At 61.8% G+C, this 26,787-nt stretch carries 23 protein-coding genes and 1 pseudogene; 10 read left to right on the top strand and 14 right to left on the bottom strand.

Annotated elements, in window-relative coordinates:
- Positions 1–5 precede the first annotated feature (5 nt).
- Positions 6–1,625, bottom strand: a complete 1,620-nt coding sequence (locus VQ071_RS15485; RefSeq protein WP_340514978.1) for an ABC-F family ATP-binding cassette domain-containing protein — start codon at positions 1,623–1,625, stop codon at positions 6–8.
- A complete protein-coding gene (locus VQ071_RS15480; protein WP_340514977.1) occupies positions 1,622–2,593 on the bottom strand; it encodes an MBL fold metallo-hydrolase in 972 nt (323 codons plus the stop codon). The genes VQ071_RS15485 and VQ071_RS15480 overlap by 4 nt, the downstream gene beginning before the upstream one ends.
- 167 nt (positions 2,594–2,760) lie before the next feature.
- On the opposite strand from VQ071_RS15480, the gene VQ071_RS15475 reads away from it, so the two are divergent.
- The 3 genes from VQ071_RS15475 to VQ071_RS15465 all read left to right on the top strand — a co-directional run bounded on the left by VQ071_RS15475 (position 2,761) and on the right by VQ071_RS15465 (position 5,191).
- On the top strand, positions 2,761–3,960 hold the full coding sequence (locus tag VQ071_RS15475; RefSeq protein ID WP_340514975.1) for a conserved virulence factor C family protein: 1,200 nt from the start codon (positions 2,761–2,763) through the stop codon (positions 3,958–3,960).
- A 473-nt stretch (positions 3,961–4,433) separates the two neighbouring features.
- On the top strand, positions 4,434–4,859 hold the full coding sequence (locus tag VQ071_RS15470; RefSeq protein ID WP_340514974.1) for an SRPBCC family protein: 426 nt from the start codon (positions 4,434–4,436) through the stop codon (positions 4,857–4,859).
- Positions 4,859–5,191, top strand: coding sequence for an ArsR/SmtB family transcription factor (locus VQ071_RS15465; protein ID WP_340514973.1), 333 nt, complete (start codon positions 4,859–4,861; stop codon positions 5,189–5,191). Before VQ071_RS15470 ends, VQ071_RS15465 begins: the two co-directional genes overlap by 1 nt.
- Positions 5,192–5,371: 180 nt before the next feature.
- On the opposite strand, the gene VQ071_RS15460 is transcribed toward VQ071_RS15465, so the two are convergent.
- The 7 genes from VQ071_RS15460 to VQ071_RS15430 all read right to left on the bottom strand — a co-directional run bounded on the left by VQ071_RS15460 (position 5,372) and on the right by VQ071_RS15430 (position 15,965).
- Entirely contained in the window at positions 5,372–7,684 is a 2,313-nt protein-coding gene (locus VQ071_RS15460; protein WP_340514972.1) for a putative bifunctional diguanylate cyclase/phosphodiesterase, read from the bottom strand.
- A gap of 261 nt (positions 7,685–7,945) precedes the next feature.
- Positions 7,946–8,572 (bottom strand): molybdenum cofactor guanylyltransferase, encoded by a 627-nt coding sequence (mobA, locus tag VQ071_RS15455; protein WP_340514970.1) that lies wholly within the window; start codon positions 8,570–8,572, stop codon positions 7,946–7,948.
- An 81-nt stretch (positions 8,573–8,653) separates the two neighbouring features.
- On the bottom strand, positions 8,654–9,397 hold the full coding sequence (gene pflA, locus VQ071_RS15450; protein ID WP_340514969.1) for a pyruvate formate-lyase-activating protein: 744 nt from the start codon (positions 9,395–9,397) through the stop codon (positions 8,654–8,656).
- A gap of 259 nt (positions 9,398–9,656) precedes the next feature.
- On the bottom strand, positions 9,657–11,924 hold the full coding sequence (gene pflB, locus VQ071_RS15445; RefSeq protein ID WP_340514968.1) for a formate C-acetyltransferase: 2,268 nt from the start codon (positions 11,922–11,924) through the stop codon (positions 9,657–9,659).
- Between the two features lie 80 nt (positions 11,925–12,004).
- Positions 12,005–14,611, bottom strand: coding sequence for a bifunctional acetaldehyde-CoA/alcohol dehydrogenase (gene adhE / locus VQ071_RS15440; RefSeq protein WP_340514967.1), 2,607 nt, complete (start codon positions 14,609–14,611; stop codon positions 12,005–12,007).
- Positions 14,612–14,731: 120 nt separating this feature from the next.
- Positions 14,732–15,280 (bottom strand): DoxX family protein, encoded by a 549-nt coding sequence (locus VQ071_RS15435; RefSeq protein ID WP_340514966.1) that lies wholly within the window; start codon positions 15,278–15,280, stop codon positions 14,732–14,734.
- A 157-nt stretch (positions 15,281–15,437) separates the two neighbouring features.
- The gene (locus VQ071_RS15430) at positions 15,438–15,965 is read right to left on the bottom strand and encodes a hemerythrin domain-containing protein (RefSeq protein WP_340514965.1); all 528 of its coding nucleotides are present in this window, start codon (positions 15,963–15,965) and stop codon (positions 15,438–15,440) included.
- A gap of 433 nt (positions 15,966–16,398) precedes the next feature.
- Between VQ071_RS15430 and VQ071_RS29320 the strand changes: the two are divergent.
- Positions 16,399–16,602: pseudogene (locus VQ071_RS29320) on the top strand (transposase); the annotation flags it as partial.
- A gap of 60 nt (positions 16,603–16,662) precedes the next feature.
- The gene (locus VQ071_RS15425) at positions 16,663–17,373 is read left to right on the top strand and encodes a hypothetical protein (RefSeq protein ID WP_340514964.1); all 711 of its coding nucleotides are present in this window, start codon (positions 16,663–16,665) and stop codon (positions 17,371–17,373) included.
- Positions 17,374–17,542: 169 nt separating this feature from the next.
- Here VQ071_RS15425 and VQ071_RS15420 read toward each other — a convergent pair whose 3' ends face one another.
- The 3 genes from VQ071_RS15420 to VQ071_RS15410 all read right to left on the bottom strand — a co-directional run bounded on the left by VQ071_RS15420 (position 17,543) and on the right by VQ071_RS15410 (position 19,861).
- Positions 17,543–18,670, bottom strand: coding sequence for a PAS domain-containing sensor histidine kinase (locus VQ071_RS15420; RefSeq protein WP_445293294.1), 1,128 nt, complete (start codon positions 18,668–18,670; stop codon positions 17,543–17,545).
- The gene (locus VQ071_RS15415) at positions 18,663–19,316 is read right to left on the bottom strand and encodes a response regulator transcription factor (RefSeq protein ID WP_340514963.1); all 654 of its coding nucleotides are present in this window, start codon (positions 19,314–19,316) and stop codon (positions 18,663–18,665) included. The genes VQ071_RS15420 and VQ071_RS15415 overlap by 8 nt, the downstream gene beginning before the upstream one ends.
- A gap of 83 nt (positions 19,317–19,399) precedes the next feature.
- Entirely contained in the window at positions 19,400–19,861 is a 462-nt protein-coding gene (locus VQ071_RS15410; RefSeq protein WP_340514962.1) for a GAF domain-containing protein, read from the bottom strand.
- A 248-nt stretch (positions 19,862–20,109) separates the two neighbouring features.
- Here VQ071_RS15410 and VQ071_RS15405 point away from each other — a divergent pair, with 248 nt between their 5' ends.
- Positions 20,110–20,859 carry a Crp/Fnr family transcriptional regulator gene (locus tag VQ071_RS15405; RefSeq protein WP_340514961.1) on the top strand — a complete coding sequence of 250 codons (750 nt, stop codon included), beginning with the start codon at positions 20,110–20,112 and terminating at the stop codon, positions 20,857–20,859.
- A gap of 236 nt (positions 20,860–21,095) precedes the next feature.
- Positions 21,096–22,010 carry a hypothetical protein gene (locus tag VQ071_RS15400; RefSeq protein WP_340514960.1) on the top strand — a complete coding sequence of 305 codons (915 nt, stop codon included), beginning with the start codon at positions 21,096–21,098 and terminating at the stop codon, positions 22,008–22,010.
- Positions 22,011–22,147: 137 nt separating this feature from the next.
- On the opposite strand, the gene VQ071_RS15395 is transcribed toward VQ071_RS15400, so the two are convergent.
- Both VQ071_RS15395 and VQ071_RS15390 read right to left on the bottom strand, forming a co-directional pair.
- Positions 22,148–22,789, bottom strand: coding sequence for a TVP38/TMEM64 family protein (locus VQ071_RS15395; RefSeq protein ID WP_340514958.1), 642 nt, complete (start codon positions 22,787–22,789; stop codon positions 22,148–22,150).
- A gap of 150 nt (positions 22,790–22,939) precedes the next feature.
- Entirely contained in the window at positions 22,940–24,061 is a 1,122-nt protein-coding gene (locus VQ071_RS15390; protein ID WP_340514957.1) for a transglutaminase domain-containing protein, read from the bottom strand.
- A 119-nt stretch (positions 24,062–24,180) separates the two neighbouring features.
- On the opposite strand from VQ071_RS15390, the gene VQ071_RS15385 reads away from it, so the two are divergent.
- From VQ071_RS15385 to VQ071_RS15375, 3 genes are all read left to right on the top strand, one after another.
- Positions 24,181–25,068: an AraC family transcriptional regulator gene (locus VQ071_RS15385; RefSeq protein WP_340514956.1), complete on the top strand. Its 888-nt coding sequence runs from the start codon at positions 24,181–24,183 to the stop codon at positions 25,066–25,068.
- Positions 25,069–25,158: 90 nt separating this feature from the next.
- Positions 25,159–26,292: a glycoside hydrolase family 88 protein gene (locus VQ071_RS15380; RefSeq protein ID WP_340514955.1), complete on the top strand. Its 1,134-nt coding sequence runs from the start codon at positions 25,159–25,161 to the stop codon at positions 26,290–26,292.
- Between the two features lie 164 nt (positions 26,293–26,456).
- The gene (locus VQ071_RS15375; RefSeq protein ID WP_340514953.1) at positions 26,457–26,657 is read left to right on the top strand and encodes a hypothetical protein; all 201 of its coding nucleotides are present in this window, start codon (positions 26,457–26,459) and stop codon (positions 26,655–26,657) included.
- The last annotated feature ends 130 nt before the right edge of the window (positions 26,658–26,787 follow it).

Here is a 26,787-nt window from a genome sequence, read left to right as displayed (position 1 = left end):
GACGATTACGCCGGCAGCATCCGGGCGCGGAGTGCCGCGATCTCCGGGTTCTCCAGGTACTCGTCGTACGTCGTCATCCGGTCGATCAGGCCGTTCGGCGTAATCTCGATGATCCGGTTGGCGATCGTCTGGATGAACTGATGGTCATGCGAAGTGAAGATCATCGTCTCGTCGGTATCGACGAGCGCATTGTTGAGCGCCGTGATCGACTCGAGGTCCAAGTGGTTGGTCGGCTCGTCGAGCAGCAGCGTGTTGGCGCTGGTGAGCATCATCTTGGACAGCATGCAGCGGACCTTCTCGCCACCGGACAGCACTGACGCCTTTTTCAGCGCTTCGTCGCCGGAGAACAGCATCCGACCGAGGAAGCCGCGGATGAACGACTCGTCCTGGTCCTTGGAGTACTGGCGCAGCCAGTCGACGAGCGAGTCGTCGTTGCCCTCGAAGTACGCCGAGTTGTCCTTCGGGAAGTAGGCCGGCGTGATCGTCACGCCCCACTGTACCGAACCGGAGTCCGGCTCCAGCTCGCCCATCAGCACTTGGAACAGCGCGGTCTTGGCTTGTCCGTACGGACCGACGAGCGCGATCTTGTCGCCCTTGTTGACGACGAAGGACACGCCGTCCAGCAGCTTCTCGCCGTCGACGGTGAGGGTCACGTTGTCCACGGTCACGATCTGCTTGCCCGCCTCGCGCTCCGGCTTGAACTGGATGAACGGGTACTTGCGGCTCGACGGACGGATGTCGTCCAGCGAGATCTTGTCGAGCATCTTGCGGCGGCTGGTCGCCTGCTTGGCCTTGGACTTGTTGGCCGAGAAGCGCTGGATGAACGCCTGCAGCTCCTTGATCTTGTCTTCCTTCTTCTTGTTCTGGTCGCGCATCAGCTGCGTGGCGAGCTGGCTCGACTCGTACCAGAAGTCGTAGTTGCCCACGTACATCTGGATCTTGGCGAAGTCGATGTCCGCGATATGCGTACACACCTGGTTCAGGAAGTGCCGGTCATGCGATACGACGATGACGGTGCCGGTGTAACGCGCCAGGAACTCTTCGAGCCAGTTGATCGATTCGAGGTCCAAGTGGTTGGTAGGCTCGTCGAGCAGCAGAATGTTCGGCTGGCCGAACAGCGCTTGCGCCAGCAGCACGCGTACCTTCTCGTTGCCGCCGAGCTCGGACATCTGCTTGTCGTGCAGGTCGGTCGTGATGCCGAGGCCGTTGAGCATCTCGGCCGCGTCGCTCTCCGCTTCCCAGCCGTTCATCTCCGCGAACTCCGCTTCAAGCTCGCCCGCACGCATGCCGTCCTCGTCGGTGAAGTCCGCCTTTGCATAGATGGCGTCCTTCTCCTTCATGACTTGATAGAGGCGCTCATAGCCCATAATAACGGTGTCGAGCACCTTGAACTCGTCGTACTCGAAGTGGTTCTGCTTGAGCACCGCGAGGCGCTCGCCCGGCGTCACATGCACTTCGCCGCTCGACGGCTCCACTTCGCCCGACAGAATCTTCAGGAACGTCGACTTGCCGGCGCCGTTCGCGCCGATCAGGCCGTAGCAGTTGCCCGGGGTAAACTTGATGTTGACATCCTCGAAGAGCGGTCGCTTGCCGAACCTGAGGCTGACATTGTTAACTGTGATCAATCCAATCCATCCTTTGCTTCATTATCGATGACATGGCTCCGCGAGAAGCGCATGGTCTCTCCGTGCTGGAGCAGGCAAATCTTGTCCTGCGGAATGCCCAGGCGCGCGCGCTCGGTCTCGAGCCGCTCAAGCGCCTCCATCGGCGTATCGTCCGACAGCTTGAAGGCACCGTAATGCATGGGCACGAAAATATCGGCCTTGAGATCCTGGTAGGCCCGGAGCGCCTCCTCGGGACTGACGTGCTGCGCGGCCATGAACCACTCGGGATCGTACGCGCCGATCGGCATGAGCGCCACGTCGATCTTGAAGCGGCGGCCGATCTCCTCGAAGCCTCTGAAGTACCCGCTGTCGCCCGCGAAGTAAATCGTCGGCCCTTGGTGCGTCTCCATGACCCAGCCGCCCCAGTGGGAGTTGTTCATGTCCCAAGGATTGCGCCGGGTCCAGTGCTGGGCCGGTACGAAGGTAAACTTGACGCCGTGTACAGTGCAGTGCTCCCACCAATGCATCTCGTGGACCTCGCCGAAGCCCCGGATCGTCATCTTGCGCTTCAGGCCGGCCGGCACGTACAGCCGCTTGGGGCCCCGCAGACGGCGCAGCGATCCGAAGTGCAGATGATCGTAGTGGGAATGGGAGACGAGCACGAGGTCGACCGACGGCATGTCGGCCAGCTCGACGCCGGGTGGCGCCAGCCGCTTCTGCAGCGCCATGCGGCGCGCCCAGACCGGATCGGTGACGATATTGAGCCCGCCCATCTGCAGCAAAAACGTAGAATGCCCAATCCAGGTGACGGACGACTCTTGACGGTTATGATGAAGGAAAGGCAAATCCGGCTTCACGTTCGGGACGCATTCCAGGTAACCCTTGTTCCTCATCTTCTGCAGGCGTTCCTGACGCCATCGCGCGAACTGGTCTCTTCCCGCAGCTCCTGCGCGGATAGCGTCCAGATTGCCGAAGCGGCTTTTAGGCATGGTACCCCTCCGTTGACGTACTAATCTTACTATAGCAGGAATCAGGCCAATGTTCCAAGGCCGCTCTGTCACTTAAATACCCCTCCTTTGGCAATACGGAACGCGGTGCGGTATTGTATAGAGAGAGATTCGCGAGATCACCATATGCAAAGCGAGGTCGTATGTACATGAAGCTGCTGTCAATTGAGCCGACGCCCAGCCCGAATTCGATGAAGCTGAACGTGGACGAGAAGCTCCCCGCCGGAGAGCGGCACACCTACACGATGGACAAAAAAGATCAGCTGCCGCCATTCGCGCTGAAGCTGCTTGAGATTCCCGGCGTGAAGTCGGTATTCCGGACCGCCGACTTCTTCGCGGTCGACCGCAGGCCGAGCGCCGACTGGGCCGGCATCCTGGCTGCCGTACGCGAGCTGTTCGGCGCGGCTGCGGGCGCAGGAGGCGCCGGGGCCGGCGCGGACGCGCTGGCCTACAGCTTCGGCGAAGCCCGCGTGCTCGTGCAGATGTATCGCGGCATCCCGATGCAGATCCGCGTGCAGAGCGGCGGCCAGGAAGCGCGGGCCGCGCTGGGGCCGCGGTTCACGGACGCCGTGAACGAAGCCGCCGGCGGCACGTTCATTCGCGAGCGGCGGCTCGCGGAGTTCGGCGTGCGCTACGGCGAGCCGCAGGAGATACTGGAGGAGGTCGCGCGCGAGCTGGACGCGGCGTACCCCGACGAGCGCCTGCGCGAGCTGATCGCTGCCGCGCAGGCGGCCGGCGCAGCCGGAGCCGGCGACGCTGCCGCGCAGGCGGGCGAGAGCGAGGGCGGGCCGGGCGGTGTCCGGGCGACGACGCCGGACGAGCTGGCCGAGGCACTGCGCGCGCCGGACTGGCAGACGCGCTATGCCGCGCTGTCGCGGGCGAAGCCGGACGCGGAGCTGCTCCCGCTGCTCGCGCAGGCCGCGCGCGACCCGCAGGTATCGGTGCGCAGACTCGCCGTGGTGTACCTCGGCGATCTGCGCATTCCCGAGGCGCTGCCGCCGCTGCTGGCCGCGCTGCAGGATACGTCGGCGGCCGTGCGCCGGACGGCCGGGGACACGCTCTCGGACATCGGCGATCCCGCCGCAGGTCCGGCGATGGCGGAGGCGCTCGGCGACGTCAACAAGCTCGTGCGCTGGCGCGCCGCGCGCTTCCTGTACGAGGCCGGGGACGAGGGGGCGCTTGAAGCGCTGGAGCGGACGGCCGCGTCCGAGTCCGAGTTCGAGGTCAAGCTTCAGGCCGAGATGGCCATCGCCCGCATCCGCAGCGGCGAAGAGGCCGCCGGCTCCGTCTGGCAGCAGATGACGCGCATGCGGGAGCAGCGCCAAGGCGACGACGAAGCGAACAAATAAGGTTGGCGCTGTTCACCGGCGGGTTGGTGCATGGGGCCGCGCTTGTCCCGTTTGTCAGATCACCACCGTATGGCTAAGGTGCCGGATCGCTGAGTGTCCGATGAGCAGGATCGCCTGATCATCGAGCCGCCGGATTACGAATCGCCGGTCATGCACATGCCTGCGGAAATACGTTTGAACAATATCCCCTTGGGTCAGGAATCCGCTCTGCATACGGAGATGAGGGTTCATTTTCCTGCTGCACAAGATCATAGTTCTTAAAAAAGAGGGCGGGTGCGGACAGAGTCTGCATTCGCCTTCCTGATTGAAGGGGATATCGTTAAAACGGAAAAAACGAGGTTTGCAGCCGCAAACGCAAATACGAGGCGTACCTCCGCAGCAGCAACTCCCAGTTGACAAGAAACCATTCGGTTTCGTATTATGTCATTATGAAACCAAGTGGTTCCCATTAGAACGAAGGAGGAATTCCAATTATGTCCGCTTCCCGCACACTCCCTGATATCGTACGCACCCTGGAGCTGAACGCACCCATCGAAAAGGTATGGGGCCTGGTGTCCACAGTCGAAGGCATATCCGCCTGGTTCATGCCGCCTGCCGGATTCGAGCCGATCGTCGGCCACGAATTCACTCTCAACGCCGGGCAATTCGGCATGTCCCCGTGCAAGGTCACTGCGTTCGATCCGCCAGAACGGCTCGCCTTCACTTGGGGCAAAGATTGGACGCTGTCGTTTGAGCTGAAGGCGCTGTCCGACACGCGAACAGCGTTCACGTTGACCCATGGCGGATGGAGCGAAGATACAGTGACCGAATTCGGGCAACCGCATACGGTCATTCGCGAAAACATGTCCGGCGGATGGAACGGTATCGTCGCCAAGCTGCAGCGCGTGGTCGAGGCCTAATGGGTCAAGCGCTGCAGCAGCATGACGTCTACCAGGCGATCGCCGACCCGAGCAGACGGCGGCTGCTGCGTCTGTTGACACAGGGCGAGCAGCCCCTGTCGGCGCTTGCCAGCCAGTTCGATATGAGCCGGCCCGCCGTCTCCAAGCACCTTCGCGTTCTGCGGGAAGCCGGCCTCGTCACAGAGCGCCGAGCCGGGCGCGAGACGCGATACGCCTTCCGTCCCGAGCCGTTGGCCGAGCTGAAGGACTGGCTCGCCTACTTCGAGCAATTTTGGGACAACAAGCTGGCCATGCTGCGTCATCTCGTCGAAGAAGAGGACAACGCGAAGTAACCCCAACCAAAAATAGACGCCAACGCTTCCGGATGTGGAATGCGATGGCGTCTTTTTGATGCCGGCTCGGCCTTTCGACGTCACCGCGAGAGGCGAGATGCCCTTCATGGCGCCTCCATTACGCAAGGCGATACGCCTCTTCGCACTGCCGACGGCCGACGGCCGCCGGCCGGGCCCTCTCTATCCCTTCCAATGCGCCAGCAGCACCTTTTGGATCAGGTCTGCGGGCTGCGGGCGGTAGAACAGGAAGCCCTGGATATCGTCGCATTCGTGTTCGGCGAGGAAGTCGTACTGCGCCCGGGTCTCGACGCCCTCGGCCACGACGGACAGGTTCAGGCGGCGGGCGACGAGCAGCATCGCATGGATGATCGCCTCGTCCCGTTCGTCTTTGCCGATGCCGCTGACGAAGGAGCGGTCGATCTTGATGCGGCTGATCGGCAGACGCTTCAGATAGCCGAGCGAAGAGTGCTGTGTGCCGAAGTCGTCAATCGACAGCGTGATGCCCATGTCCCGCAGCTGTTCGAGCGTCGGGAGATTTTCGTTTTTCATCGCCATGTTCTCCGTAATCTCTAGTTCGAGGTACTGCGGATCGAGCCCCGTCTCCGCCACCACGCTGCGCACGGAAGCCGCGACGTCGCTGGCGAACTGGCGGGCCGACAGGTTCACCGCCATGCGCATCGCCGGGAAGCCCGCATCCTGCCACGTCTTGTTCTGGCGGCATGCCTCGCGCAGCGCCCACTCTCCGATCTCGACGATCAGCCCCGTCTCCTCGGCGAGCGGGATGAAGCGCAGCGGCGATATCGGACCCAGCTTGGCGTGATTCCAGCGCAGCAGCGCCTCCATGCCGACGAGGCGGCCGCTCCCCGCCTCGATCTGCGGCTGGTAGTGGAGCTCGAATTCGTCCCGCGCCAGCGCCTTGCGCAGGCTGCTCCGCAGCTCCATCTGCTCGCCTGCGCCCGTAGGCGCCGAGCCGTCGAACCAATTGTACCGGTTCTTCCCCGCTTCCTTCGCAGCGTACATGGCTTTGTCCGCATGCTTGATCAGCGTCGGCGCATCGGCCCCCTGATCGGGATAGAGGGCGATGCCGACGCTGGCCGTCAAGTAATACTCGGCGTCCTGCAGCCAGAAGGGCTGCCGGAACCGCTCGATCACTTGCTCCGCAAGACGCGTCCCTTCCTCCGTGCGCTCCACCATCGGCAGGACGATCGCGAACTCGTCTCCCCCGATGCGGAAGATCGCAAGTCCGGCGTGCGTCTCGCCCTGAATGCTCTCGAGCCGCTTGGCCGCCTCTTGCAGCAGCATGTCGCCGTACGAGTGGCCGAGCGTATCGTTGACCAGCTTGAATTGGTCCAGATCCAGATACAGCAGCACCAGCTTCCCGTCCAGCCTCCGGGCGACAGCGGTCTGCTCCTCGAGATGAATATTGAAGTACGTCCGGTTGTACACGCCTGTGACCGCATCGTAATAAGCCATATGGCGGAGCGCCTGCTCCTTGCTCTCGAGCACCCGGTTCTGCTCGCGAAGCTCCTCCTCGATAGCGAGAAGCTCCTCGTTGGAGGCTTCGATCACCTCGTTGGCAAGCTGCAGCTCGCGCGTCCGCTCGCGGACTTTGATATCCAGCTTGGCCTTGCCCGTCAATTGACCGTAGAGCACATACAGCAGCATGATCATGAAAACCAGGCTGATGCCCCGAACCGTCCAAACTTTGTTCGAGAGCTCGCGCAGCCGATCTTCGTTGAGCGCTCCAGCGAGCTCCCATTCGCCCTCGGGCAGCTCCACCCGCTCCCGCAGGCCGCCGCGGTTTAACAGCGCCTGATTGCCCGAGAGCATATTCCCGTTGGCGCGGAGCGCGACGTTCGTAGCGCCTGCCTCGGATGACCCGAGCCCTTCTTGTACGAGCGCGGGCAGATCGAGCACGATCGAGGCGAAGCCCCAGAAGCGGTCTCCCACATAGATCGACTGCCGCGTGATCAGGCCGAGTCCCCCCTGCGTCAGCTCCAGGGGACCGAGCAGTGTGACCGCTTCGGTATTTTTGGTGCGCTCTGCGTTTTCCCGGACTTCAGGATTCTGGTGCTTGAACAGGTCGACCCCGAGCAATGCCTCGTTGCCGCGATGCGGATACACATATCTCGCGATGCCGTCCGGATACAGCGAGATATTGCGCACGTCCGGAATGGCCGGAATGAAGTGGCCTGCAAATGAGCTGAACCGCTCCTCGTCGATATGACCGCCGTTCAGAAGCTCCGTGGCTGCGAACGCCTTGAGACTCTCGGCAAGCAGGAGACGCCGCTCGAGCGCCAGCTTGAGCGAGTTCGCGTCGGAAGCGAGCTCGAGCGAAGCATCCTGATCGGCTTGACGGAAGAGCCGGTCCTCATACAGCGAGGTGCTCCAGACAATCAGCACGATGACGACAAGGCAGATGGTGAGCAGCAGCGCCCATGTACCGAATACCGCTTTTCTGATGTTGTTGGCTGTGGGTGCTTCTGCATGCATGAATGACTGTTCCCCCGACACGGATTGATCTTAGCTAATTCTACATAGATCGACATATTCCTGCCAGATCCGCGTCTCCCGCTACAATTCCGTTCATGTCCGTACATGCTTCCTCGTGATTAAAAACGCATTGCCATCCCTTAACGACGGCAATACATTTTGAGCGGAGACAACTCAGCGAACTAGCGTGAGGGGCTCAGACCTGCTCAATCATGCAAAAAAAACGGCCTGAACTCCGGATCGGAGCTCAGGCCGTCGCACTCATCCCGTCGAGCGCGCCATGACCAGCAAGTTGTTGGCCCGTTCGTAGTCGGATTCGTTGCGGATCTCGAACGTGAAGTCGTGGCTGCCCTGCTGCTCCAGGTCGGCCTCGGCAGGTACGCCGAGCCACTGCAGGTGACCGAGCAGCGACTGCATGCTCTCTTCGCCAACGGTCAGCAGCCCGGCGACGGCTTCGGAGCAGCGGCTGTCGTACAGGCCGTGCAGCGGCACCGGCCTCTCCCGCACGATCGGGATGACGGCCTGGACGCCGTCGGTCAATCCCGTCATGAGGCGCCTGGCCTCGTCGGCCGATACGAACGGCATGTCGCTCCCCGCGATCCATACCAGCGGATTGCGTGCCAGGCGCAGCGCCGAATGCATGCCGCCGAGCGGACCGCGCCCCGGATAGTAATCCGTAATGATGCGTACGGAGGAATCCAGCACGTCAAAAAAAGGCTTCGGCGTATCGGTGACGACGATGACTTCTTTGCAAAGCTTCCGCATCTCCCGCACTTGCCGCAGGACGATCGCTTCTTCTTGAAGCGTAAGAAGCGCTTTCAGCGTTCCCGCGAGCGAAGCATGCTTCCCGCCTGCCAGAATCGCACCGGTTACGGATGTGGTAGACATGTCATTTCTCTCCCTTCTCAAAATGCAGTGAGGACGCTCCTGCCTCCGCCGTGACCGGCGGCGGAGAAGCGTCCGTCCCGCTTATCGAACGGCATTCGCCGTCCGCCTGCCTTGCTCGATCAGCCGATACGCCCGGTCGACCTCATCGGGCGACGGCTCCGGCACGCCGTCCAGCCTGTAGGCTCTGCCGAGCTGCTCCCACTTGTAGACGCCCATCCGGTGGTAGGGCAGCACCTCCAGCTTGTCGACGCCGCGCAGGCCGCCGACGAACTCGCCCAGCGCCAGCAGCTCGGCCATGCCGTCCGTCCAGCCCGGCACGAGCACGCGCCGGATCCACATCTTGATGCCGGCGTCCGACAGGTGACGGGCGAAGGCGAGGATGCGGTCGTTCGGCTGCGAGGTGAGATGCTCGTGGCCGGCGCGGTCGATCATCTTGAGATCGAGCAGCACCAGATCCGTGGCCGCGAGCAGCCGGGCTGCATGATGCGGATCGCAGAAGCCCGAGGAGTCGAGCGCCGTATGCAGCCCCCACCGCTCCTTGCATTTCTCGAACAGCTCCGCCACGAACGACGCCTGCAGCGTCGGCTCGCCGCCCGTCACCGTGATGCCGCCGCCGGAGCGCTTGTAGAACGGCACATAAGGCTCGATCTCCGCCAATATTTCGTCTACCGTCCGCAGCTGGCCGCCCTTCGTATCCCAGGAATCGGGATTGTGGCAGTAGGCGCACTGGAGCGCGCAGCCCTGCATGAAGAGCACGAAGCGGATGCCCGGACCGTCGACCGTCCCGAACGTCTCCAGAGAGTGAATTCTTCCAGCGTGATGCATCGTCAAGTCTCCCCTCCGAACTATCGAATACGCGGTCGGCGTTCCTCGCTTCCGCCGTCTGCTCCGCCTTGAAGGCGATTTTAACCGTCTACTATCTTCCTGACTTCACGTCTTCATGTCTTCACGTCTTCACGTCTTCACGTCTTCACATCTTCTTGCCTTCACGACTTCAAGTCTTCTTGCCTTCACATCTTCACGTCTGCCGCCTCTCCGCTCCCGGACTCCGCGCTGCGGGCGCCCGGGGACGAGGAAGCTGCAATCAGATCGCGCCGTGGAACGTTCTGTTAATGACGTCGAGCTGCTGCTCGCGCGTCAGCTTGATGAAGTTGACCGCATAGCCCGATACGCGAATCGTCAGCTGCGGGTACTGCTCCGGGTGCTCCATCGCGTCGAGCAGCTGCTCGCGGTTGAACACGTTGATGTTGAGGTGATGCCCGCCCTTGTCGGCATAGCCGTCAAGCAGCGATACGAGATTGCCCACGCGCGTGTCTTCCTCGCGACCGAGCGCCTTCGGGATGATCGAGAACGTGTTCGAGATGCCGTCGAGGCAGTTGTAGTACGGCAGCTTGGCGACCGAGCTGAGCGAGGCGAGCGCGCCCTTGCGGTCGCGGCCGTGCATCGGATTCGCGCCCGGCGCGAACGGCTCGCCGGCCTTGCGGCCGTCCGGCGTGCTGCCGGTCTTCTTGCCGTAGACGACGTTGGACGTAATCGTGAGCACCGACAGCGTCGGCATCGAGCCACGGTACGTCTGACGCTGGCGCAGCTTGGACATGAAGACGTCCGTCAGGTCGACCGCAATATCGTCGACGCGCGAGTCGTTGTTGCCGAACTGCGGGTATTCGCCTTCGATCTCGAAGTCGACGGCGAGACCCTTCTCGTTGCGGATCGGCTTGACCTTGGCGTACTTGATGGCGGACAGCGAGTCGGCCACGACGGACAGGCCCGCGATGCCGGTCGCCATCGTGCGGAGAATCTCCGTATCGTGCAGCGCCATCTCGATGCGCTCGTAGCTGTATTTGTCGTGCATATAGTGAATGACGTTCAGCGTGTTGATGTACAGCTTGGACAGCCACTCCAGAATCTCGTCGTAGCGCGCCATGACTTCCTCATAGTTCAAGGTGTCGCCGGTCAGCGGCGCGACCTTCGGTCCGACCTGTACGCCGAGCTTCTCGTCCATGCCGCCGTTGATCGCGTACAGCAGCGCCTTGGCGAGGTTGGCGCGGGCGCCGAAGAACTGCATCTGCTTGCCGATCCGCATCGCGGACACGCAGCAGGCGATGCCGTAGTCGTCGCCGTAGATCGGGCGCATCAGATCGTCGTTCTCGTACTGGATGGAGCTTGTGTCGACGGATACTTTGGCGCAGTAATCCTTGAAGCCCTCCGGCAGTTCGGTCGACCAGAGCACCGTCAGGTTCGGCTCGGGCGCCGGACCGAGATTGTACAGCGTGTGCAGGAAGCGGAACGAGTTCTTCGTGACGCGCGTCACGCCGTCCTTGCCCATGCCGCCGATCGATTCGGTCACCCATGTCGGGTCGCCGCTGAACAGCTCGTTGTAATCCGGCGTACGCAGGAACTTGACCAGCCGCAGCTTCATGACCAGGTGGTCGATCAGCTCCTGGGCTTCCACTTCGGTCAGCGTTTCTTCCTGCAGGTCGCGCTCGATGTAGATGTCGAGGAAGCTGGACACGCGCCCGAGGCTCATTGCCGCGCCGTTCTGCTCCTTGATCGCCGCCAGGTAGGCGAAGTACAGCCACTGCACCGCTTCGCGGGCGTTCGTCGCCGGTCCCGAGATATCGTAGCCGTAGGCGGCCGCCATCTGCTTCAGCTCGCCGAACGCGCGGATCTGCTCGGACACTTCCTCGCGCAGCCGGATGACGTCTTCGCTGATGACGTCCTTCTCGAGCAGGTCGAGGTCCGCCTTCTTCGCCGCGACCAGCTTGTCGACGCCGTACAGCGCCAGCCTGCGGTAGTCGCCGATGATCCGGCCGCGTCCGTAGGCATCGGGCAGGCCGGTGATGATGGCCGCCTTGCGAGCGAGCCGCATCTCGGACGTATAGGCGTCGAATACGCCTTGGTTGTGCGTCTTGCGAATGTCGGTGAACGTGCGCACCATCTCGTCTGGAATCTTGTAGCCGTACGCCTCCGCGGCGTCCTGCGCCATCCGGATGCCGCCGAACGGCTGCACGGAGCGCTTCAGCGGCGCATCCGTCTGCAGGCCGACAATCTTCTCGAGCGCCTGGTCGATGTAGCCCGGGCCGTGGGAGACGATCGTGGAGACGGTCTCCGTGTCAACGTCCAGCACGCCCCCGTTGTCCCGCTCGCGCTTCATGAGACCGAGCACTTGGTCCCACAGCCGCTTGGTCGCTTCGGTCGGATCGGCCAGGAAGTTCGCGTTGCCCGTATAGGGCTTGAGGTTGCGGCCCAAAAAGTCGTTCACGTCGACCGACTTCTGCCAGGCCCCCTCCTCGAATCCCCGCCAGCCGTCCAGTCGGCCGGATTCGCCAATCGTTTTATTCAGGATGCTCATGATCGTTAACCTCCCGTAATCGACTTCGCCCGGACCGGAGCGAGGCTCCGGCCCAAGCGACATGTCCGTAGATGCTGATGTTAGAACTTGCCGTAGAAGGCGTTCCGGTACACGTCCGCAAGCTCGGTGACGAGCGGCATGCGCGGGTTGGCGGTCGTGCATTGATCCTCGAACGCCCGGTCGGCGAGCTGATCGACCCGCGATTCAAAGTCCGCTGCATCGAAGCCGAGCGCCTGGAACGACTCCGGAATTTGCAGCGACAGGTTGAGCTGGCGAATCGCGTTGATCAGGCTGTTCACGCCCTCCTCCGTCGTGCGGGCTTGCAGGCCGAGCAGACGGGCGATGTCCGCGTAGCGCTTGTCGGCGACGAAGTGGCTGTACTTCGGGAACGATGCGAACTTCGTCGGCTGCTGCGCATTGTAGCGGATGACATGCGGCAGCAGAATCGCGTTCGTGCGGCCGTGCGCCGTATGATACTGTCCGCCCCATTTATGTGCGAGACTGTGGTTGATGCCCAGGAAGGCGTTCGCGAACGCCATGCCGGCGATCGTCGAAGCGTTGTGCATCTTTTCCCGCGCATAGGGGTCGGCCTTGTGATACGAAGCCTCCAGGTTGTCGAACACGAGCTGGATCGCCTTGAGCGCGAGGCCGTCGGTGAAGTCGTTGGCCATGACCGAGACGTACGCTTCGATCGCATGCGTCAGCACGTCCATGCCGGTGTCGGCGACCGCCGTCTTCGGCAGGCTGTATACATAATCCGGGTCGACGATGGCTACGTCAGGCGTGAGCTCATAATCGGCAAGCGGGTACTTGGTATTGCCCTTGTTCTTGTCGGTGATGACCGCGAACGACGTCACTTCCGAGCCCGTGCCCGATGTCGTCGGGATCGCGACGAACTTGGCGTTTTTGCCGAGCCGCGGATACTTGTAGATCCGCTTGCGGATATCCATGAACTTCTGCTTGAGCGAGTCGAAGCTCGTGTCCGGATATTCGTAGAACAGCCACATCGCCTTGGCAGCGTCCATCGGCGAGCCGCCGCCGAGGGCAATGATGCAGTCCGGCTTGAACTGCGCCATCATCCGCGTGCCCCGTTCGACCGTGTCGACCGACGGATCGGGCTCGACGTCGCTGAAGATCTCGACCGACACCGGATTTTTGCGCTTGCGCAGGTAGTAAGCGACCTTCTCCACATAGCCGAGCTTCACCATCGCTTCGTCGGTGACGATCATGACGCGGCTGATGTCCGGCATTTTCTCCAGATACTGCGTCGCGCCCTTCTCGAAGTAGATCTTCGGCGGCACCTTGAACCACTGCATGTTGACTGTGCGGTACGCCACACGCTTGACGTTGATCAGGTTGACGGCGGTGACGTTCGAGGTCGTCGAGTTGTGGCCGTACGAGCCGCAGCCGAGCGTGAGCGAAGGCAGGTTCGTGTTGTAAATGTCGCCGATCGCCCCATGCGTCGAAGGCGCGTTGACGATGATCCGGCCGGTCTGCAGGCGAGCCGAGAATGCCGCGATGACCGCCTGATCGTTCGAATGGATGACCGACGAGTGGCCCATGCCGCCGAAGGCGATGACCTGTGCGGCGCGCTCGATGCCCTGCTCGGCCGTCTTGACCTTGTAGCAGGCGAGCACGGGGCTCAGCTTCTCTGCGGACAGCGGGAACTTGTCGCCCACGCCGGCCAGCTCGGCTACCAGCACCTTCGTCGCCGGCGGCACCTGGATGCCCGCCATCTCGGCGATCTTGACGGCCGGTTGTCCGACGATGACGGCGTTGACGGCGCATTTCTCTGCATTGATGACCAGCTTGGATACCGCCTCGACTTCCTCTTTATTGAGGAAGTAGCAGCCTTGTCGCGACATAAGCGCCTTCGCTTGGTCGTAAATCGGTTCGTCGAGGATAACCGCCTGCTCCGAAGCGCAGATCATGCCGTTGTCGAACGTCTTGGACAGGATGAGGTCGGTGACGGCTTGATCCAGATCGGCCGTGCGTTCGATGAAGCATGGCACGTTGCCTGGACCGACGCCGAGCGCCGGCTTGCCGGTGCTGTAGGCTGCCTTGACCATCGCGGAGCCCCCGGTCGCCAGCACGAGCGCGATGTCCTTGTGGTTGATCAGGAGGCCCGTCGCCTCGACCGAAGGATGCTCGATCCATTGAATGCAGTGCTCCGGCGCGCCTGCGGCTACTGCCGCCTCGAGCAGCGTTCTCGCCGCCGCCGCGCTCGACTTCTGTGCCGACGGGTGGAAGGCGAAGACGATCGGGTTGCGCGTCTTGGCTGCGATCAGCGACTTGAACATCGTCGTGGATGTCGGATTCGTGACCGGCGTGATGCCCGCGATGACGCCGACAGGCTCGGCGACCATCCGATAGTTCTCATACACATTCTCTTCGATGACGCCTACCGTCTTCTCGGCTTTGATGCTGTGATAAATATACTCGGTGGCGAAAATGTTTTTGGTGATCTTGTCCTCGTATACGCCCCGTCCCGTCTCTTCAACCGCGAGCTTCGCGAGCGGCATATGCTTGTCGAGACCCGCCAGCGCCATTGCCTGCACGATCCGGTCCACTTGCGCCTGGTCGAGCTTCATGTAGGCTTCGAGCGCCTTGCGGGCACGCTCGGCGAGCAGGTTCACCTCATCCTGCGCAGAGATGAATTCGACTTGCGCTTTTTCCTTCGTTGCCATATGTGCGGCCTCCATTCAAGTAAGTTTCTCTCCCGTCCGGACCAGCGTGGCCGGATTATGTCTGACGGCGGCCGGATCAAGACCCGGCCGCCGTGTCAACCAAGAAGTGTCAGCGAATCGTCAGTGCGCTACAGGCTTGCCGTGCGTGCCGTCGTGATGCGTCTTGTCGTTCACCCAATGCTTGATCTTGCCGCCTGCCTTGCGCAGCAGCGGGAGCAGGTAGTAGTCAAGTCCGAAGCGTCCGGCGTTGGCGCCGGCCGTGAAGACGATGAAGCCGAGGATGAGCAGCCAAGGGTTCGTGCTGACGGTGCCGGCGAAGAGGAACAGCGTGTTGAGCATCATCCCGAAGAATGCGGCCGTGACGGTGAGTCCACCTACGATCAGCCCTACGCCGATCAAGAATTCGCCGAGCGGGATCAGGATGTCGATGAGCTTGACGTTCGGCAGTGCGAAGTGCTGAATGAAGTAGGTGTAGTTAGGGAAGATGACTTCATTCGTCGCGTGGTCGGCTACCGGCTTGGTGACCGCTCCTTGCAGGAATCCTTTTGCCGTGAATCCGCCCGTCAGCTTGTGCCAGCCTGCGTCGATCCATTGCCAGCCGACGTAGATGCGAAGGAGCGTGACTGCGACTGCTGCCCATACATTTTCTCTGAACCATTTGGTGACCATATTGGCCATCTCCCTTTCGCCTTTAAGGCGTTTATTAGTAGCGTTTCGGTTGTCTTGCTTGCCTTACACCCTCAGTATGAGGCTTGCGGCGATTGCCGAATGTGATGGATATCACACTTTGCGTTATTTTCTTGTGAATTTTTTCACTTAAGTTTGCTCAGAAGCTGTACACGTTCGAGTGATCCTCCAACGTCTCGATAATCTCCTCCTCCTCGTTAAGCCGGTTTTTCAAAAACGCGTAAGCCTGAAGCAAGTAGGACGACAACGCCTTGGCCTCATCCGGAGAGATCGGGAGCACCGATTGCTCCAGCGTGTTCAGGAACGAGGAGATGAACCGCTCCGCCAGCCCGTAATCCTGCTCCATCAGCGTGAACAGATCCGGTTCTGTCTCGAGATACCATACCGCGTAGGGGAAGAGTTGTGTCTTCTCCCAGGAGATATGCGCGCTCCACTCGCTCATAAAGTGCTTCACCCGCTCGTTCAGGACGCGAATATGGTCGTTCAGGTGAAGGATGTCATCATCCTTGCGGACGGTGCACACTTGCGCGTACAGGTCTGCAAGTTCTTCCTCCAGCGCATCGTGCTCCTGTCTGGCTCTCACAACTGCATCGCTCAGTAGCTCGTAACGCTCGTCGTCACCGCCGTATGGCTGAAGGGGTTGCTGCGTATCGGCTGTCGTTTTCATTTGTTTGTGCCTCCTTCACTGTCTCGCGTGTTGCTTTCTTTGATGAGTTCAATATATCGCACATGCGGCGGTAGGAATGTGAAAAAAATCACATTTCGAGTCTCGACATAAATTTGCCATAAATCGGTACTGGGCCCGGGGTTGCTCCTGCTTTTTTCCCGTTTTAACGATATCCCCTTCGGTCAGGACGCTCCAAGCGGCAGGCAACCTCCAGTCGTATCTCCGACCGCCGTATCTCCAGCCGCCATCTCACCTTCACCCTCTCCTGCCCCCCATCCCGCTCCAGCGCTATCCCTTTTCGCCTGCACCTTAATCCTCGCCCTGTTCTCGCCGCCATCGACGCCTCCCCGTCCGTTTGACCGCGCACTCACGCCCCGATTTTCCCAGAATCCTTCTGAACAAAAGCGTGCATTCAAGTCCATTTTTTGTTACAATGAGAACAGGAGTTCTGTTTGGAGGAATGAGCATGCCGAGCCACTTTTCCGTACGTGAATCTTTGCCGGTTTATAGCGAGGACGACTGCGCCGGAGCTTTGTTCGCGGGCAAGTGGCCGAGTGGGTTCCGCTGCCCCCGCTGTGCGCATTCGCATTATTATGCGGTGACGTCGCGCGGGCGCAGGCTATTCGAGTGCCGTTCCTGTGCGCACCAGACCTCGCTCACGACAGGCACGATACTGGAGGGGACGCGTACGCCGCTGGTGAAGTGGTTTCAAGCGATGTATCTGATGCAGTTTGGCATCAGCGCCGTGCTGCTGGCCGAGCTGATCGTGGTGACGTACAAGACTGCCTGGCTAATGAACCACAAGCTGCGCCATGCGATCGGTGCGTGGGACCTCGACCGGCCCCTCGAGGGAGATCTGCAGCTGTTGGGCGAATATTATGGCTACGAGTATCATCGCTACTTCAGCAGCCGGACCGCTCAGGAGGACCTCAAGCCGCAGCCTGTCGTGATCGGCGCCTCCCTTAACGAGGCGAAGAGGATCGTTCATTTGAAAATGAAAGTCGTGGACGGCCCGGAAGGATGTGCCGCGACCGTCGGCAGCGCGGGCAGCGAGGATATGACGGAATGTTTTATACGACAACATGTGGCCGGCGAGACAGCGCCCGCACATGCGGAGATGCTGGAGCCAGGCCATCGAGGTCAGGCAGCGCCGCATGTTGCCTGGCGTGAAGCCGTGCGCTGGATGGCTTGGACGTTCGGCGGGATCGGCCCGAAGCATCTCCAGGCCTATCTCAACGAGTTCTGCTGCCGTCGCCTGTGCCGCAACGATATGCTCGCAGAGCTCATCGCCAGTTGCGGATCCACCAGGACAATTACCTACCGGGCTCTCGTCGGCGCACGTGCAGGCATCCGCCCCCTCAAGTGGGGACACAGACACCGGTCACGGAGCGCATGGCGCGCCGGATGACCCGACTGCCGCATAAAATCGAACGGCTTGATGATCCGTAGTGTTGTCCTGACGGAAGGGGATATTGTTCAAACGTGAAGGAGGAGGATACTGCTTTTACCTTACACCATTTTATGGAAATTTAGCATTCATTAGCTTGCCCCTTCTGGAGCGGGCGCTCCGGCGGCGCTCACTCGGTTTGCGCCGCCGGCACAGTCAGTATCACGGTCGTGCCGCGGCCCGGCTCGGACCGCAGCTTCAGCTCGCCGGATACGGCGCGCGCGCGTTCCTCCATGCTGAACAGGCCGACGCCGGCGCCGCTCGAAGCGCGGACGAAGCCGACGCCGCGGTCCTCAATGACGGCTCGAACCTGGCCTTCTTCTTCGGTTAGCGATATAGAAGCCTCGGAGACGCCGGCGTACTTGCCGATATTGGTCAGCGCTTCCTGCACGACGCGATAGATCGTCGTCTCGGCGAGCAGCGACGGACGTCGTCGCAGTCCGCACTCGAAGCGCACTTTGATCCCATAGTGGCTCTCGAAGTGCCCGATATACGTACGAAGCGCCGGCACGATGCCCAGGTCATCCAGCACGGACGGACGCATCTCCCATGCGAGCCCCCGCACCTCCGCCATCAGCTGCGACACCTGCTGCTCCAGCATCGCGAGTCCCTCGTCTTCTTTCTCAGCCAGCAATCGATCGATCGTGATCTTGAAGGAGAACAGACTCTGGCCGATCCCGTCGTGCAGATCGCGCGAGAAGCGCCGCCGCTCCTCCTCCTGGATCTGCATCATCTGCGCCAGCATGGACTGCAGCTCCGCCTCCGTCTCCTTGAGCCGAGTCACCTCGTGACGGATGGCCAAATATTGATAAGGACGACCGTCGCTGTCGATAAACGGGACAATCGTCGTATCTACCCAGTATTCGCGCCCGTGCTTGGATCGATTCCTGATCTCCCCGCGCCAGACCCGGCCGGAGGCGATCGTAGACCACAGCTCCCGCATGAACGCTTTGCCGTGATAGCCCGAGTTCACGAGCCGGTGATCCTGGCCGATCAGCTCGGTGCGGCTGTAGCCGGAGATCTCGCAGAACTTGTCGTTAACGTAGCGAATCTGACCCCGCCGGTCGGTGATGGCGACGATCGCGGATTCGTCCAGCGCGAACTTCACGTCGGCAAGCTGCTTGAGCGAGCGCCTGAGCTCTTCCCGGTAGCCCGCATCCGCCACGCCGTCATCCAAGCCCGACAGCAGTCCCTCCACCTGCGCGGCCAGCATCTCCGCATGATACGCCGGCCTTGCGTTGTTGTCCGGTTCAGTCAAAGGTCAACAGCCCCTTTTTCATCGCGAATTTGACAAGGTCCGGCCGCGTCCGCAGCTCCAGCTTTTCCATCAGGTTGCTCTTGTGGGATTCCACGGTTTTGACGCTGATGATCAGCTGCTCGGCGATCTCTTTGTTGGAGTAGCCCTGAGCGACCTTGGCCAGTATCTCCTTCTCCCGGTCGGACAACGATTCATAGGTGCCGGCATGCTCTCCGTTCTTGAGCTTGTCCAGATAATCGCTCATCAGCCGCTTGGTCGCGGAAGGGTACAAGTACGCCTGCCCGCCGGCCACATGCCGGATCGCGGAGAGCAGCTCATCATGCGGCGCGCTCTTCAATATATAGCCTGAAGCTCCAGATTGAATCGCGCGGAACAAATAACCTTCGTCGTCGTGCATAGTCAGAATGAGAACGGCGGTATCGGGCAGCGTCTTCTTGAGCTCGGCCGTGGCGGTCAATCCGTCCTTGCCGTGCGGCATGCTGAGATCCATGAGAACGACATCCGGCCGCAGCGCCTCCGCTTGGGCGATCGCTTCGTCCCCGTCCGCGGCTTCGCCTACGACCTCCATCTCTTGCTTGCCGCCCAGCAGCATGATCAATCCCGAGCGCACGATGGCGTGATCGTCGACGACCAATATCCGGATCATATGGTCCCTCCCCCGCTGCGAATGTATTGTTCCCATTCTAACATAGGGCAGGCCGTTCAGTCAGCGCATGACACCATGCGGTACTACACGGATCGCGCGGCGTGCTTGCCCGCGAGCAGTGCTCCGATTCGATCTGCTGCCTCCGAGATGAGGCGGCGTTCGTCGGTTCGGTACACTCTTTTGCGGCGGTCCCCGGCGATCAGCACGCCGCAGGGCGCGGACTCCCGGTACAAGGGCGCAGCGTATGCGGAACGGAGATCCTCAGCGAGCAGCAGCGGGTATTCGTGGAGTTGGCGGGAACAGACGAGCTCTGACATCTGCAGCGGCATCGCCCTGCCGACCTTGAGCACGGTAGCCGACAAACCGCGTCCGGGCCGCTCCGTGATGGCGAAGCAGCGTTCGCTCGTATGCCCGGATGCGAGCAGCCACTTGAGCGCATGCGTCGAAGCATCCGTCAAGCCGATCGCGCAGCAGTCGCAGCCTGTCTCGGCGCGGACCAACGCCATCTGCGCCATAACCGCTTCGCGGCGGTCCTGTTCGATCATCTCAGATTCCTCCCAAGCCTTCGAATAGCAACCTTATTGTTATAGTGTATCGCAGCGCGCCGCTAGCGTAAGTCGGGGAATTCCCCGAATTCGTCAGGGGGAAACTCCTGAATCGCACGGCCGCTGTGACGATTCTCACAAAAAGATAAGGGAATTCCCGCCGGAAGATCAGGAGGTTCCCCGATAAAACGAAAAAGCGGGATACGATATGATGGAGTCATCAAAGGAATCGGATGGGGGACGCGGTTATGGCAGTAGCGATGAAGAACAAGGCGGCCGGAGAACGGCAGCAGGATAATGGTCTGGGGATTCACCGCTTCTTTTCCGAGGACCAGTTCGCCCGTCTCGAAGAACTGATGTATCCGAAGCGTGCGGAAAAGGGAAGCTATCTGTTCTGGGAAGGCGATGCGGCCGGCAAGCTCTACTATCTGCGCTCGGGCAAGGTCAAGCTGCGCAAGTCGACGGATGAAGGCAAGGACTTCACACTGTCGATCATGCAGACCGGGGATCTGATCTGGGAGCCTGAGCACGGACTGTCGTCCGTTCATACGTTCAGTGCGGAGGTGCTGGAGGATGCCGAGGTCGGCGTCGTGCAGTGGAAGGATCTCGAGATTCTGCTGTACCGGTACGGCGACTTCGCCGTCCGCTTCATGAACTGGATGGCCATCGCACAGCGGGTGAGCGAGTCGAAGTTCCGCGATCTGCTGTTGTTCGGCAAGCCCGGCGCGCTCGCCTCGACGCTGATCCGCATGGCCAACACCTACGGTGTCGCCACCGCTGAAGGCATCAAGATCTCGCTCAAGCTGACGCATACGGAGTTCGCGGACCTCATCGGCACCTCGCGCGAGAGCGTCAACCGCATGCTGAACGGCCTGAAGGAAGAAGGCATCATCGATATACGCCAAGGGCGCATTATCATCATGGAGCTGAACAAGCTGCGCGAGATCTGCCACTGCCCGACGTGCCCCGGCTGTCCGAAGGAAATCTGCCGGCTGTAATCCGATTCCTCATAGGTCCGGCGATTATTGTAACGCAATCGTAATATGCGCTTCATCTTAGCTTCATGTTCGGCGGTTACAATACAGACATGACCCCCCTTTTCAATAATATAAACTTTGGGCTTGCAGCTTTTGCTGCAGGCCCGCTTTTTTTTGTCCGGCAAACCTTCGCACCTTCTTCTGGGCGGGCGCATACCGTATGTTAGCGTCATTCGCCCAGCCGAGGAGGTACTTGCATGACCCATAAAGGGAAGAACCGCAGCCGGTCCGCCGCCAAGCCGACGGTGCAGTCGCGGCCTGCAAAGAGCGAAGTCAAGCTCCATGCCAAGACGAACGTCAAGAAAAAAGCAGGCGTCGCAGTCAAAAAGAGCCGGCCAATAGACGATCTGGAACAAGCGATGCCGGTCAGGCAAATTCCATGGTGGTTCACGCCCGAGCATCAGCGCGCGCTAGGTCATGGCGGAGGCGGCACATTGGGCCACCTGGTGCCGCCACGTCCACCGCGTCCGCCGGGACCTCCGGGGCCGGGGCACGGACCGTTCCCGCCAGGGCCGGGGCCGTTCCCGCCAGGGCCGGGGCCGTTCCCGCCAGGGCCGGGGCCATTCCCGCCAGGACCGGGGCCGTTCCCGCCAGGGCCGGGGCCGTTCCCACCAGGGCCGGGGCCGTTCCCACCAGGGCCGGGGCCGTTCCCGCCAGGGCCGGGGCCGTTCCCGCCAGGACCGGGGCCATTCCCGCCAGGACCGGGGCCATTCCCGCCAGGACCGGGGCCGTGGCCGTGGCCGGGGCCCGGACCGTTCCCCGTCCCGATCCCGATCCCCCTGCCGATTCCGGTGCCGGGACCCGGGCCTGGACCTGCTCCCGGTCCTGCCAGCTTCGTCGCGGTTACGGTCGAGGGCGGCCTCACGTTCCCGAACGTGTCCGGCACCAGCTATGTCACGTTCTACCCGGGCATGACCTTGCGCCAGGCGCTGTTTGCCTCGGGCCGGGTCCAGTTCGGACCGAACGGCTTCATCGTCAGCGTCGCCGGCATCCCGGTTGGCGGAGCGATCGGACTGACGGTCCGCTACAACGGACGCGTCATCCCGCAGACGCTGCTCGACCAGGCGATCACACCGGGCAGCACGATTACGCTGAGCCTGTTCTATCTGTAAGCGGAGGCTCCCGCAGAGTGACCGGGACGCGCTCTCGCAGCCGCCGGAGCGTCTCGGCGAGCCGCAACAAAAAGCAGGGACGGAGCGGAATACACCGCTTCGTCCCTGCTTTTTGTTCGCTGCAGCACAGCCGCCCATTATCCGATCTCCCGGCTCACTCTGCGCTTCAGCAGCAGCGGGACGAGCATCGCGACGGCGAACACGACGCCTCCGAGCGCGATCTCGCGCCAGTCTCCGTGCGTGAGGCTCGCGCCGAGATAGCAGAACGCGAAGGTGCCGGGCAGCGTACCGATTGCCGTCGCAGGCACATAGGCGCGAAGCGGCACCCGGGCGGCGCCGGCCGCGTAGCTGACGAGGTCGAACGGCACGAGCGGCGCGACGCGCAGCATGAGCACGATCGGGAAGCCTCTGCGCTGCATGGCGGCTTCCAGCTTGCGCAGCCGCGGATCGTCGCGGCCCTTGAAGAAGCCGAGCCCGACCTGCCGCGCCAGCAGGAAGGACAGCACGGCGCCGGGCAGCTCGCCGAGGAACGTATACAGCATGCCGTGCCACGTACCGAAGGCGAGCCCGCCCGCCAGCGTGAGCACGGAGGCGGGGAACAGGACGAACGGCCGGACCATGAACAGGCCGATGTACAGCACCGGCGCGATCCAGCCGAAGGACAGCATCCAGTTGCGGAGCGTGAGCGGCGTTATTTTCAGATAGTGGAAATTCACCCACAGCAACACGCACGCCGCCGCGGCGATGAGGAGGGACAACAGGATGACCTTGCGGCTCACACGAACACTCCTGTCTAGCGCTTCATGCAAGCATCATACAGGAATTTCCCTTCATTTCCAAATCGGACGCGGCGGCCCGCCGACTACCGGAAAAACAGTAGTCCGAAGCGGCGAGGCAGCGCATCTTGTCGGGCCGGGCGCCGCCGCCCGCTATTGCCGCAGCTTGAACGTAACGGTCAGCAGGCTGTCTCCCGGCTCGCCGCCCGCCATCGATTCCATCGTGTAGCGGACCGAAGACAGCTCGGGCATGAGCTTGAGGAGCGCGTCCAGATCCGGCTTGTCCTCGGACGTATAGCGCATCTTGGCCTCGGACCGGCCGCTGGCCGCGGCGGATCGCAGCTGGGCTGCGATCTCCTTGACTGTCGAGACGGTGCGCGACGGCTCCAGGTAGTCGGCGCCGATATCCTCCCGGACCGACTGATAAAAGGCGGTCCGTCCCTTGTCCTTGGCGATCAGCGAATCGAGCGTGTTCTTGTATGCGGTGACGGCCTGCGGATAGCCTGTCTTCCAGCTGTGATCCTGCTTGAGCTGACCGTCGGTCACCAGGTAATAGCCGTATGTCGTACGTCCCTTGACGTCCGGCACCGGATCGTCGAAGGTCGTATCGAGCTGGTACCAGACGCCGTCCAGCTTCACGAGATTCCAGGCATGCGCTCCCGTGTTCACAGTGCCTTCGACGATGCGCGCCGGAATGCCGGCGTCCGTGAGCAGACGGTATGTCAGCGTCGCGTAGCCCTGACAGACGGTGAGGCCGCTCTTCAGCGCATCGTAGGCGGAATGCCTGACAAGCGTCCTGTCATAGGCCACATTGAGCAGCACCCAGTCGTGGATGGCCTTCACCTTCTGATGCGCGTTCATATCCTTGGTGACGATTTTCGCGAGTATTTCCTTGGAGCGGGCGTTTACATAAGCGGTCTGAGCCGCGTTTTCCCAATATTTCATCGTAAAAGTAAGCGTGGAGGCGCGTCTGTCCGTGCTGACGGCGAACCGGTAGGAGCGGATCGCAAACTTCAGATAGTCGTCTCCGGCGAGTACGGCATCGAACGCCTTGGACACCTCGGCCGTCGTCGCCTTGCCCTTGAGCGAGACGGAGAACGATTCGCTGCGGGCGCCGAGCTTCTGCTTCAGACTGCTCTGCAGCGTAGCCATCTCGTCCGCGGCGATCGCGGCGACGGCTCTATCCCGATGCGGCCAGCAGGAAGCAGCCAGCAGCAGCGCCGAAGACAACACAAATCCGGTAATGGCTCTAAATCTTCGTTTGGACGCACTCATCGCGCGCACTCCTTTCGGACCTGCAGCCCTGTCCTCGGTCGACCTCATTGCATCGTAATCACGTTCTGTCCTTACATGATATAATTTACCATGAATGCGCACACGGAAGGATGGGCCGTTTGAATCGAATTGAGTCGATCGATCTGGGACCTGACGCTTTTTTTATGTCTTACCGCCAGACGACGGGCGACCGGGACTGGCTGGCATACCACGCCCACCAGGGCATCGAGCTGCTCTATGTGCATCAGGGACACGGTCAGGCCGTGACCGAGAACGGGCGGCATCCGATCCGCCCCGGCACGCTGCTCCTGTTCCTGCCCTATCAGCTGCACAAGGTCGAGGTGCCCTCCGTGCCCGGCGCGCCGTATATCCGCTCGCTCGTCAAGTTCGATCCCCGTATCGTCGAGCCCTATCTGATGCCGTATCCAGGTCTGAGCCGCTGGTTCCTGAAGCTCAAACGCGGGCTGCTGGCCCGCTCTCACAGCGAGCTTGATGCGGCATCGCGGCTGCCCGGCATGCTACAGGATTTCTATGGCTTGTACGGCAGCCTGCCGGACAGGGACAAGGAGGAGGAACGCTCGTTGTTCCTGATCTCGCTGCTCCGCGAGCTGCGGCACCATGTGTTCCCGCCGGACAGCCTGGACGACTCGCCCGAGGGCGAAGGCCGCTCGCTGCATATCGACCGGATGATGGACTGGCTTGAGCTTCATTACGCCCGCCCCTTCGATCTCCAGTCGCTGTCAAGCGACCTGCACCTTTCTCCTTACTACTTGTCCCATCTGTTCAAGGAGCATACGGGCAGCAGCATCCGGGACTATATCACCGCCCGCCGGATTCGCGAAGCCTGCAGACTGCTCGTCTCGACCCCCTCATCGATCCAATCGATCGCCGAGCAGGTCGGGGGCTTCAGCGCCTCCCACTTCTGCCAGCTGTTCAAGAAGAGCAAAGGGATGAGCCCAGAGACGTTCCGGAGGAGCGCGCAGCAGAGCTTCGACTCCGCCCCATGACCGCAACTTAGCCATATACTCCCGCAACCCGCCCGAAGCCGGCCTCTATATAATGGGGGTGAAAAGACTATCGGATGGAGGCAAAACGATATGTGGCAGGAAGCGATCAACGACGCGCTCGGCATCACGGCCCGCAATCTGGCGCAATTCGGGGACCGGTTCCCCCATGTGAGCGACGGCAGCAATAAATATGTGCTTAACGACAACACCGACTGGACCGACGGCTTCTGGTCGGGCATTCTGTGGCTGTGCTACGAATATTCGGGGGACGAGCAATATCGCGAAGGCGCCGTGCGGACGGTCGCGAGCTTCCGCGACCGGCTGGAGCGGGGCGTGCAGCTGGACCATCACGATATCGGCTTCCTCTACTCGCTCTCGTCCAAGGCGCAGTGGATCGTCGAAAAGGACGAATCCGCGCGCGAGCTGACCCTGGCTGCGGCCGACGTGCTCCTGCGCCGCTGGCGCGAGGATGCCGGCATCATCCAGGCTTGGGGCCCGAAGGGCGACCCGGACAACGGCGGCCGCATCATCATCGACTGCCTGCTGAACCTCCCGCTCCTGCTGTGGGCGAGCGAGCAGACGGGCGATCCCGAATATCGGCGCGTTGCGGAAGCGCATGCGCTGAAGAGCCGCCGCTTCCTCGTGCGCGGCGACGATTCGAGCTATCATACGTTTTACTTCGATCCGGAAAACGGCAATGCGATCCGCGGCGGCACGCACCAGGGCAATACGGACGGCAGCACGTGGACGCGCGGTCAAGCATGGGGCATCTACGGCTTCGCGCTGAACAGCCGCTATCTCGGCAATCCGGACCTGCTGGAGACGGCGAGGCGCATGGCGCGCCACTTCCTCGCGCGGGTGCCCGAGGACGGCGTCGTCTACTGGGACTTCGAGGTGCCGCAGGAGCCGTCCTCGTACCGCGACAGCTCCGCCTCCGCCATCACGGCGTGCGGCCTGCTGGAGATCGCGAGCCAGCTGGACGAGAGCGATCCCGAGCGGCAGCGCTTCATCGACGCGGCTCAGGCGACCGTGGCCGCGCTGCGCGAGGGCTATGCGGAGCGGGACGACGGCGAGGCCGAGGGCTTCATCCGCCGCGGCTCCTATCACGTGCGGGGCGGCATCTCGCCCGACGACTACACGATCTGGGGCGACTATTATTATCTGGAGGCGCTCATGCGGCTCGAACGCGGCGTGACGGGGTACTGGTACGAGCGGGGACGTTAAACGTTAGCAGGGCAGCAAAAACGGCAAGCCGGGCGGCTTGCCGTTTTTGGGTTTGACTGCTTTGCCGTTGCCTGACTGCCTGTCGCTCGGGTACCCGCTGCTTGACTGCCTCGTGCCTGCCGCTTGACTGCCCGCTGCCAGCTGTTTGACTGCCTGGCGCCTGTGTGCTGCCCCGTCTCTTGCTGGACAATTGGAACGACGAACACATCCGGACGATTCGCCTGACGCATCCGACCCCGAGCCAGGACATCTGCCTGATCTATCGCAGCGACCGGTACGTCGGCTACGCGATGCGGACGTTCATCAAGACCCTGCGGCAGTTCATCGAGACAGCGATGCTGCATGCAAATGCAAAAACGTCCTAGGCGTATGCGGCTCGACCAGCGGAAAATGCCAAAGACCCGCGATTCGCCGCCCCGAGGGACAACGCGAACGCGGGTCTTGCGCTCTAGCATCTTGCAGCTCCAGCATCTTGCAGCTCTGGTACCTTGCCGC

Origin of the sequence: Cohnella sp. 56 (assembly GCF_037963805.1) — a bacterium.
GTDB lineage: Bacteria > Bacillota > Bacilli > Paenibacillales > Paenibacillaceae > Cohnella.
Note: the sequence above shows the minus strand (reverse complement) of the source record. Positions and strands in the feature narration are given on the sequence as shown.

Excerpts from the sequence above, each read along its gene's own strand:
- VQ071_RS15410 (WP_340514962.1), bottom strand. The coding sequence starts at position 19,861 with ATGATCGAACAGGACCGCCGCGAAGCGGTTATGGCGCAGATGGCGTTG.
- VQ071_RS15475 (WP_340514975.1), top strand. The coding sequence starts at position 2,761 with ATGAAGCTGCTGTCAATTGAGCCGACGCCCAGCCCGAATTCGATGAAG.
- VQ071_RS15405 (WP_340514961.1), top strand. The coding sequence starts at position 20,110 with ATGGCAGTAGCGATGAAGAACAAGGCGGCCGGAGAACGGCAGCAGGAT.
- VQ071_RS15415 (WP_340514963.1), bottom strand. The coding sequence starts at position 19,316 with ATGATCCGGATATTGGTCGTCGACGATCACGCCATCGTGCGCTCGGGA.
- VQ071_RS15470 (WP_340514974.1), top strand. The coding sequence starts at position 4,434 with ATGTCCGCTTCCCGCACACTCCCTGATATCGTACGCACCCTGGAGCTG.
- VQ071_RS15380 (WP_340514955.1), top strand. The coding sequence starts at position 25,159 with ATGTGGCAGGAAGCGATCAACGACGCGCTCGGCATCACGGCCCGCAAT.
- pflA (WP_340514969.1), bottom strand. The coding sequence starts at position 9,397 with ATGCATCACGCTGGAAGAATTCACTCTCTGGAGACGTTCGGGACGGTC.
- adhE (WP_340514967.1), bottom strand. The coding sequence starts at position 14,611 with ATGGCAACGAAGGAAAAAGCGCAAGTCGAATTCATCTCTGCGCAGGAT.
- VQ071_RS15465 (WP_340514973.1), top strand. The coding sequence starts at position 4,859 with ATGGGTCAAGCGCTGCAGCAGCATGACGTCTACCAGGCGATCGCCGAC.
- VQ071_RS15460 (WP_340514972.1), bottom strand. The coding sequence starts at position 7,684 with ATGCATGCAGAAGCACCCACAGCCAACAACATCAGAAAAGCGGTATTC.
- mobA (WP_340514970.1), bottom strand. The coding sequence starts at position 8,572 with ATGTCTACCACATCCGTAACCGGTGCGATTCTGGCAGGCGGGAAGCAT.
- VQ071_RS15435 (WP_340514966.1), bottom strand. The coding sequence starts at position 15,280 with ATGGTCACCAAATGGTTCAGAGAAAATGTATGGGCAGCAGTCGCAGTC.
- pflB (WP_340514968.1), bottom strand. The coding sequence starts at position 11,924 with ATGAGCATCCTGAATAAAACGATTGGCGAATCCGGCCGACTGGACGGC.
- VQ071_RS15400 (WP_340514960.1), top strand. The coding sequence starts at position 21,096 with ATGACCCATAAAGGGAAGAACCGCAGCCGGTCCGCCGCCAAGCCGACG.
- VQ071_RS15390 (WP_340514957.1), bottom strand. The coding sequence starts at position 24,061 with ATGAGTGCGTCCAAACGAAGATTTAGAGCCATTACCGGATTTGTGTTG.
- VQ071_RS15480 (WP_340514977.1), bottom strand. The coding sequence starts at position 2,593 with ATGCCTAAAAGCCGCTTCGGCAATCTGGACGCTATCCGCGCAGGAGCT.
- VQ071_RS15430 (WP_340514965.1), bottom strand. The coding sequence starts at position 15,965 with ATGAAAACGACAGCCGATACGCAGCAACCCCTTCAGCCATACGGCGGT.